Annotated in this window: 1 protein-coding gene; it reads left to right on the top strand. The window is 61.8% G+C overall.

What is annotated here, in order from left to right; all coding sequences use genetic code 11:
• The coding region (locus tag NDJ82_RS27395) for an ATP-binding cassette domain-containing protein (protein ID WP_250926668.1) at positions 1-571 on the top strand (571 nt) is incomplete at both ends.

The raw sequence follows: 571 nt of genomic DNA, 5'->3' as shown, positions 1-571 counted from the left end.
CTCGGCCCCGGCCTGCGTGAACCGATCAGTTTTGACGTGCGCAAAGGCGAGATTCTCGGCCTGTTCGGCTTGGTCGGGGCAGGGCGCACGGAGCTGTTCCGCTTGCTCAGCGGCCTGGAGCGTTCAAGTGCCGGCAGCCTTGAATTGTGTGGGGAGGCGTTGCAACTGCGCTCCCCGCGCGACGCCATTGCCGCCGGTGTTCTGCTGTGTCCCGAGGACCGCAAGAAGGAGGGCATCATTCCGCTTTCCAGCGTCGCCGAGAACATCAACATCAGCGCCCGTGGCGCCCATTCCTCGTTTGGCTGGTTGCTGCGCGAGACCTGGGAAAAGGGCAACGCCGACCAGCAAATCAAGGCGATGAAAGTCAAGACGCCGGATGCGCAACAGAAAATCATGTACCTGTCCGGCGGCAATCAGCAGAAGGCCATTCTGGGCCGCTGGCTATCGATGCCGATGAAGGTCCTGCTGCTGGATGAACCGACGCGGGGCATCGACATCGGCGCCAAGTCGGAGATTTACCAGATCATCCACAACCTCGCGGCCAGCGGCATTGCGGTGATTGTGGTGTCCA

The sequence above is a fragment of the Pseudomonas sp. SR18 genome, from assembly GCF_023701505.1.
Taxonomy (GTDB): Bacteria; Pseudomonadota; Gammaproteobacteria; order Pseudomonadales; family Pseudomonadaceae; genus Aquipseudomonas; species Aquipseudomonas cyclaminis.
This window is presented reverse-complemented; position numbering and strand designations above follow the sequence as displayed.